4 protein-coding genes and 2 pseudogenes are annotated in these 7,688 nt (G+C 42.6%); 2 read left to right on the top strand and 4 right to left on the bottom strand.

Annotated elements, in window-relative coordinates:
• Window positions 1–149: 149 nt before the first annotated feature.
• Both AC5JL8_RS00250 and recD2 read right to left on the bottom strand, forming a co-directional pair.
• Entirely contained in the window at window positions 150–446 is a 297-nt protein-coding gene (locus AC5JL8_RS00250) for a hypothetical protein (protein ID WP_495877773.1), read from the bottom strand.
• A 43-nt stretch (window positions 447–489) separates the two neighbouring features.
• On the bottom strand, window positions 490–2,739 hold the full coding sequence (recD2, locus tag AC5JL8_RS00245; RefSeq protein WP_495877772.1) for an SF1B family DNA helicase RecD2: 2,250 nt from the start codon (window positions 2,737–2,739) through the stop codon (window positions 490–492).
• 153 nt (window positions 2,740–2,892) lie between these two features.
• Between recD2 and topA the strand changes: the two are divergent.
• Window positions 2,893–5,049, top strand: a pseudogene (gene topA, locus AC5JL8_RS00240) (type I DNA topoisomerase).
• A gap of 402 nt (window positions 5,050–5,451) precedes the next feature.
• Here the strand turns inward: topA and AC5JL8_RS00235 are convergent.
• Together AC5JL8_RS00235 and AC5JL8_RS00230 are read right to left on the bottom strand one after the other, a co-directional pair.
• Complete coding sequence (locus AC5JL8_RS00235; protein ID WP_495877771.1) at window positions 5,452–6,459, bottom strand: ParB/RepB/Spo0J family partition protein; 1,008 nt, start codon at window positions 6,457–6,459, stop codon at window positions 5,452–5,454.
• A complete protein-coding gene (locus AC5JL8_RS00230; protein WP_495877770.1) occupies window positions 6,402–7,019 on the bottom strand; it encodes a nucleotide-binding protein in 618 nt (205 codons plus the stop codon). The genes AC5JL8_RS00235 and AC5JL8_RS00230 overlap by 58 nt, the downstream gene beginning before the upstream one ends.
• A gap of 409 nt (window positions 7,020–7,428) precedes the next feature.
• Here AC5JL8_RS00230 and AC5JL8_RS00225 point away from each other — a divergent pair.
• Window positions 7,429–7,641: pseudogene (locus AC5JL8_RS00225) on the top strand (ParM/StbA family protein); the annotation flags it as partial.
• Window positions 7,642–7,688 lie beyond the last annotated feature (47 nt).

The raw sequence follows: 7,688 nt of genomic DNA, 5'->3' as shown, positions 1-7,688 counted from the left end.
TAACTTTGTAATCCTCACATCGGCTGCAACAACCTCTGCCACAACCTTGTGTAACACTGCTGCTCTGTAGCCCGTACAGCTAGGTATCTCATTTTTTGGAGCAAATTTGGCTCCCAATTTTGAGAACACCTGTAACCATTTGGCTAAAACTATTCGTTGACTTGTTCTGAATCTGCAATCAATTTCTTCAGGTAATCTCTCGTTTCCGCTAAACTTAAATATATAGGATTACCGTCTTTATCGGTTATTTCGTATTCATCCAGAATGAAGTTATTAGCATCTACACCCCATCCCAGCCCAGAAATAAGTCTGGCAGCACAAGCTTTTGTTCCAAGTTCATCTATTTCTAACAGTAGAGATTTGTATTGAGCTTTCAATAGACCTGTTTTAATCATTTCATCTAATCTTTCTTCAAATTCGGCGCGTGATTCATATTTATGGGTCATTGTCTTAAATTATCTTTTAACTGAAATTCAGCGATAATTTTCATTAACTTGGCTGCAACAGTCTCTGCCACAACCTTGTGTAACGCTGCTGATCGTTTGTAGTCCGCACAGCCAATGATATTGCTTTCTTAGAACCAATCACGATCGCCAATTTTCTAGCACGGGTTAACCCTGTATAAAACAAGTTACGCGACAACATCATAAAATGTTGCATATACAATGGAAATATCACCACGGGATACTCTGAGCCTTGGCTTTTATGTACTGAGACAGCGAACGCCAGAGTAATTTCATTTAAGTCAGCATAATCATAAACTACAGGTCGCCCAGCATAGTCAACTGTAACCTCTTGTTCTTCGGTATCGATACTCAGGATGCTTCCCAAGTCTCCGTTAAATACTTCGCGGTTGTAATCATTAGTTTGTTGAATGACGCGATCTCCAACTCGCAATGTCATCCCGCCCCGATTAATCTCCACTTTGTCCGGTGCAGGTGGATTGAGCAGCCCCTGCAACACCATATTCAGGTTACGAGTTCCTACCAACCCCCGCAACATCGGACAAAGTACCTGCACATCTGATGCCGGATTGAAACCCAGCCGAGGGAGAAACTCGCTCACCAACTCACAAATTGCTTGTACTCCATGCTCTGGCTGATAACCTCCACCATGCCACAGGCAATCTGACACAGGATTATCACTAATTGGTTCCATCGGAGGGTACTCCCCTTGGTTGATTTGGTGTGCGGCAGTGATAATTGCGCTTTGCTGGGCTTGGCGGAATACTTGCGTTAGCCGCACCACTGGTACTTGAAGCGAATTTATCAAGTCAGCCAAGACTTTTCCTGGCCCCACTGAGGGAAGCTGATCAATATCACCTACTAATAATAGTTGCGCTCCCTGTGCTACAGCTTTAACCAGAGAGTATGCCAGGAATAGGTCGAGCATACTAGCTTCATCAGCAATAATTGCACTGTCGGGTAGGGGATTTTCATGATCGCGCTTAAAGCCCATTTTCTTGGGGTCAAATTCCAACAAGCGATGTATGGTCTTTGCCTCAAGTCCGGTCATCTCACTTAGCCTTTGTGCTGCCCTGCCTGTTGGTGCAGCTAGAGCGATTGTTTTGCCCATTGCTTTCCACAAGCTGACTATGGTGTGCGTGGTGAAAGTTTTGCCAACTCCAGGCCCACCAGTCAGAACCATAACTGGTGAATAAGCTGCCATTTCCACCGCTTGCTGCTGTTGTTGCGATAACTCAATATTGCGACTCGTGGTAAAACGCTCCAACCAAGCACGAACACGGGGCATATCTTGCACAATCGGCTGGTGTAACCGTCGAGTGATTAATTGTGCTAGATTTTGTTCCGTATGAAAGAACGTTGGTTTGTAGCACAGCAGTATTTTCTCTCCAAAGCTGTCCCGAATACTTTCTCTAACCAAGTCCTCCCTTAATGCCATATCTTTAATGATCTGAGCGATTGCCTCCTCTGCCGGTTGGTGAGTATCAGTTGTCAGCAATTTGATGACTTTCTCAATTAGTTCTTTTTGTGGCAGGTAGCAGTGTCCATCTTCGGCAGCTTCACTCAGTGCGTGGATGATTCCAGCACAGTATCTAAATTCGCTGTTGGGAGCTACCCCCAAGTTTCGCGCAATCTTGTCGGCTGTGAGAAAGCCTATTCCGTAGATGTCAGTTGCAAGCTGATATGGATTCTCGGTGACTGTAGCGATCGCCTTGTCTTGGTACTGCTTGTAAATTTTGACTGCATAAGTTGTTGACACTCCGTGGCTTTGCAGAAATACCATCACTTCTTTAATGGCTTTCTGAGTTGACCAGGCATTCTTAATTAGCTTGATCCGCTTTTTTGCAATGCCCTGAACTTCAATGAGTCTGTCAATCTGGTTTTCAATTATGTCGAGCGTTTCTAAACCAAAGTGTGCAACTATGCGTTTGGCTGTGACCGGGCCAACTCCTTTAATTAGCCCACTACCCAAATATTTCTCAATTCCGGTCAGGGTTGCTGGTTTGGTTTCTTTGTAATTCGTGACTTGAAATTGTGGCCCGTATTGTGGATGGTCACGCCAAAAACCTGTCAATTGTAATGTTTGTCCTGGCTGGATATTGGCGAAACTACCGACGATTGTGGTGAGGTCGGTAGTGCGGGGGCGTATTAGACGTGCGACTGTATACCCCGATTCCTCTGAGTGGAAGGTCAGGCGTTCGACTACGCCAGTGATGGTTTCGTAGTGCGGCGTGGCGTTTACTTGTGCTTGAGCAGGAGTTGGAGAAGTAGACATTGCTTTGTGCAAAAATGCCTTGTGCTGTAGTTACGGCAAAATATTTAAAGAAGTATAAGTATTAAAGAGCAATTATTATAGTACATAAATACTAAAATAGAATTACCTGCTGTCACGAACAACCTAATATAAGGTATACAAAGCACATCTGCCATGCCCAAACGCCTTCTTGTCGTCGAATCTCCTGGTAAAGTTAAAAAACTTAGTCAAATCCTCGGTGCAGATTGGATTGTAAAGGCTAGTTGTGGTCATATACGGGAACTGAGTGATAAGGGTGATGATTCACTCGGATTTAGCATCGAGGGCGGTAGTGTACGATGCGATTATGTTCCACGGGACGAGCGCGCCAAACAAACTATTGGGCAACTTAAAGCAGCGGTTAAAGGGGTAGACGAGGTAGTTCTGGCAACTGACCCAGACCGTGAAGGTGAAACTATTGCTTGGCATTTGGCGCAGGTTTTGGGATTGAAAGACCCCAAACGGGTTGTCTACACCGAAATTACAGCATCGGCAGTCAAAAGCGCACTCGCTAATTCCAGAAAACTCGATTTCAATTTAGTCGGTGCAGGGCTGTGCCGAGATTGCCTAGACAAGCTTGTGGGTTACAAAGGTAGCCCTCTGGTCTGGGCATTAAACAACGGAGCTAAAAGCGTTGGTAGAGTCCAAAGTGCTACATTGCACCTCATCTGCCAGCGAGAAAGAGAAATTCAAACTTTTGTCCCTCAAGACTATTGGAATGTTTGGGTTGATTATGCTGAAGGTTTTCGAGCTTTTTATAACGGCACAACCGACTCAAGGCTTGAAACTCAACAATCAGAAGCCCAAACTAATGATGATGCTGCTGCATCTTTAGAAAAAGTAACAGAGAGTAAGCGTGTTTTGTCCGAAACAGAAGCAACAAGGTTAGTCCAAGGGGTGCGGCAGTATCCGCATCAGGTTGTCCAAGTGGAGGGAAAAACAGTTTATCGCCAGCCACCACCACCATTTACTACTTCAACGCTTCAGCAAGCCGCAGGTTCTAAGCTGAGATTTTCTCCTGATAAAACTATGCTTCTGGCTCAAAAGTTATATGAGGCTGGCTTAATCACCTATATGCGTACAGACTCAGTAATGTTAAGTTCTGAATTTTGTGCAACTGCGCGTCGGTGGTTAGAGCAAAACGATCCAGCTAATGTACCACAGCAGTTAGCCAAACACCGCAGCAGCAAAACGGCGCAGGAGGCTCATGAAGCTATCCGCCCTACAGATGTTTTTCGACCGAGCGCACAGTTACGTCAAGAAATCCCAAATGATGAATTTAACCTGTACGTCATGGTTTGGAAACGTGCAATCGCATCTCAATGTAAGTCTGCACAACTGCGGAAAACGCAAGTAATCACTTGTTCGGGTAATCTGTCATGGCTTGCCAGAGGACAAATAATCGAGTTTTACGGTTATGCGCGGTATTGGAATAATCTCAGCAAAGATTCTGTTTTACCTGCTCTACAACAAGGGCAATCGCTAACTTTGGATAATGCAGCGTATGAGAAAAAACAAACCTAACCACCGCCACGTTACAGCGAACCCAAACTAGTACAGCTGATGGAGCGCAAAGGGATTGGTCGCCTCAGTACTTATGCTCCCACAGTTGCTACCCTCAAAAAGCGCGATTATCTACAGTTAACCAAAGACAGTCTACAACCATCCGCTTTGGGGTTGGAGGTTGATGCTTTTTTGCAGAAGGCATTACCTGATTTACTCCAGGCAGAGTTTACCGCGAAAATGGAGGATGCCCTGGATGCGATAGCGGAAGGTAAACACTCTTGGCAGCAATATCTAAGCGCTTGGAATCAGGATTACTTTGTCCCGGCGCTTTCCTTCGCCAAGACTTTAGTTGCAGGAGCAGTATCTAATAATAAAGCTTCTGTTGAGCGCAAATTTGAAACTTCCAGAACTAAATGCCCTGTGTGCAGTAGTTTGATATCCAAAATTCCTAGTACTAAAGTCAAGAAGAAATATTTTCTTAAGTGTAGTAGTGGCTGTGATCATGTCGTGCTGTTTTGGAGCGATCTCACCAAGTTCTGGTCAGCACCTCAAAATAAACAAAGTGGGGCAGAACAAAAACCTCCAACTAAAGTCAGTTCACATCCCTGCCCGGTCTGCAAAAAGCCTTTAGAGGAGTACAGTTATACAAAAGATGGGCAACGAAAGACGATGCTCCGGTGTTCTGATTCACAATCTCGCCAGGATAAAAAACACAAGGATGTAGCTTACTTTAGCACAGCTAAAGGTTGGTGGAGTCCAAGATTTGGGGAGTTAGAGAATAAATAACAAACAGATTTTTATATTAAATATCACTTTCTGTGAATCTACTAAATTATTTTCAATAATTGGTAAACGACCCCTAGCGGAAACTTTCCTTAGCCAGGGGTCGTTAATGCAGCAATTGCAAAAAAAAGCCACGCGTTTTAGGTGACGTTTCTACGCCGCTCTAAGCGTCTGCCGTTGGGCGTAGTCCAAAGTAGAACTCGCATAGTAGCTGCTTCCGCAAGGTAGCTATGCCGTACTTTTACGATGAAGCAAGCAGGAGCGAGCATAGCGTCTAGTTAGGAGAAGGCCTTATGTTGCCCTAACACAGCTGGTTGCGAAGGAAAATCAGGATAATCACACTGATTCATCATTAAGGGTATTGTTGTTAGATAAGCTTCCAATATTGACCCAAAACGTTTTGGGTCAATGCTTTTTTAGAAACTCTTCTATTTGAAATAATAGGTTTTCAGCTTGCTGAAGTTGTTCTGGATTCTTTTCTATGTTCTTTAATGATTTTTTGAATTGTTTATAAGTTATATCTAAACGACCTTGAATTGAATTCTGTGAACTTGGCTTCTGAGATTGAATACGCTTCTTGATTTCTGCCAGGGAAAGATTGTTAACGATTGCTTCTTCTAAAAGTTTTTGTCTAATCTTAGGTTCTTTAATTTTTGCAATTTCTAGCGCTTTAGTATATTCAATCTTTCCTTGACGTACAGACTCTAAAATTTCATTAGGTTTTTTCAACAATGGTAATCTGCTTTTAACAAAAGATTCCCACGTGATTCCATTGAAAAAGTCAAATACACTTTGAATAATCTCGTACTGGGGATGAGCTAAAACGTTTTCCATACCTGAGCGACGTTTGAGATTATCCATTTGATATAGCAAACTTACAGCTTCTTCAATAGTTCCTTCAATACTTATGGCAAGGAGTTTAAGAATTGCATCTAAATCTTCTAATGCGCTAAAGTCTCGACGGTTTTTGTTTTCTGCAAGCGAGGCTTTAAAGGCCTCAAGGTCATTCCAGTGAAATATTCGGACAGGTAATGGATCAATTTCTGCGAACTCAGAGCCATGATAGCGACGTTTACCTGCAACAAGCTCGTATTCATCAGGTTTACCATTTTTAAGCGGACGAACCCATAATGGAGAATGAATCCCATTTGGTTTTAAGTCATTTAACGCCCAAGTTCTTAACTCTTCTGGATCGTAGTAGTAGCGCACAGGTTGTCCATCTGGCGCAAATGGCACAAAACTAAAAGTCAAATGAATTTGACTGCGTTTTACCCATACCACAGAGGAATTTTGGTTTGATTCATCTTGATTTATTTGGTTCTCTTCTAATTCCGGCGTAAAGTTTAGAATTTGCTTTAAGTTAGCAATTCTTTGATTGGTTGTAGTTTTGCTAGTGCTTTCCAATCTTCCCATGCTTTTTTGCCTCCTCTTTTGATTTCATAAACTGGTTTTCCCTCAGCAGATGCGTGTTCATAAACTTTTAATCGCTGGATTCCTTGTTCTAAAACAGGTAATCCTTGCTCCTTCAACGTATGAAAAGCTATTTCGCCATCAGGCTCTGATGATGGAGGTACAACAGTCAGTAAAACATAAAATTTCGTTTTTGCTGGAAAACTTTGAACCATCATATTCAAAGCACTAATTGAAAGAGCAGACGGGGTTGTAATAGCAAGAAGTAGATCGCATCCATCAACCAACTCTTTGATCTCTTCAGAAGTTGGTCGCGCTGGGGTATCAATGACAATAAAATCGAATTTTTCTTTCGCCATTAACCGATTGGCCGTGTTCTCCGTAGCGACTCTAAAGGGAAGCTGATCCCTAGAGCTCCAAACTGATGCTGAACGGTTAGGGTCATAGTCGATCAATAAAACCTTATGGCCTTCTTGAGCGAACAGGCAAGACAGACAAATTGCTGAGGTAGTTTTGCCTACACCTCCTTTAAAGGAAGTCAGCGTTACAAATTTGGTTGCCAAAGTTCTGTTCCCGTGACTTGTTAGTTGTAATTGAAGAAAAATTTTACCCTGCTCTGGTCTGATTATTTACTGAATTAGAATTTTTTTCTAATATTCTTCACACTGACCCAAAATGTTTTGGGTCAAACAAAAAACATAAGCATATTCAATTCAGTTCTATAGCAAAGTTTTTATTATTGCCAGGGATAAGCTCACTATATCAAGCCAAATATTCCCTTATCTGTATCAATCGGAAAAATAGGCGAACTAAGTTGAAAACTAAAATTGCTAATAGGGTATACATAGCCCCCATATATACCCTATAAATAAATTGGAAAAATTATGAAATTTTAACCCCTATATAGGGTATATATGAGAGTTACTTAGGAGATATCTCCCTGCTATGCGCTCTATACCCTACTTGACCCCTATGTCTAACATTCACACCTTGCAAAAAATTTTTCCGGCGGGCTTTGATAACGGTTACGGCAGCCTGAAACTTTTAGTCGATGGTTTTGATGTCGTTCGCGTCCCCAGCTATATTTCTTCTGTTGAGATGGAGGATGTCCCAGGACGAGTAGTTTTTAATGGGACTGCTTACACAGTTGGTGAATCTGCTTTTCGTACAGGTTATCACTTCAAGGGGCGACAATCGCCTGTAAACCAAGCCAGCTAAAGGTTTTGGGCTTA

The sequence above is a fragment of the Mojavia sp. genome (genome assembly GCF_059505145.1).
This window is presented reverse-complemented; position numbering and strand designations above follow the sequence as displayed.

Excerpts from the sequence above, each read along its gene's own strand:
- AC5JL8_RS00250 (WP_495877773.1), bottom strand. The coding sequence starts at position 446 with ATGACCCATAAATATGAATCACGCGCCGAATTTGAAGAAAGATTAGAT.
- AC5JL8_RS00235 (WP_495877771.1), bottom strand. The coding sequence starts at position 6,459 with ATGGGAAGATTGGAAAGCACTAGCAAAACTACAACCAATCAAAGAATT.
- recD2 (WP_495877772.1), bottom strand. The coding sequence starts at position 2,739 with ATGTCTACTTCTCCAACTCCTGCTCAAGCACAAGTAAACGCCACGCCG.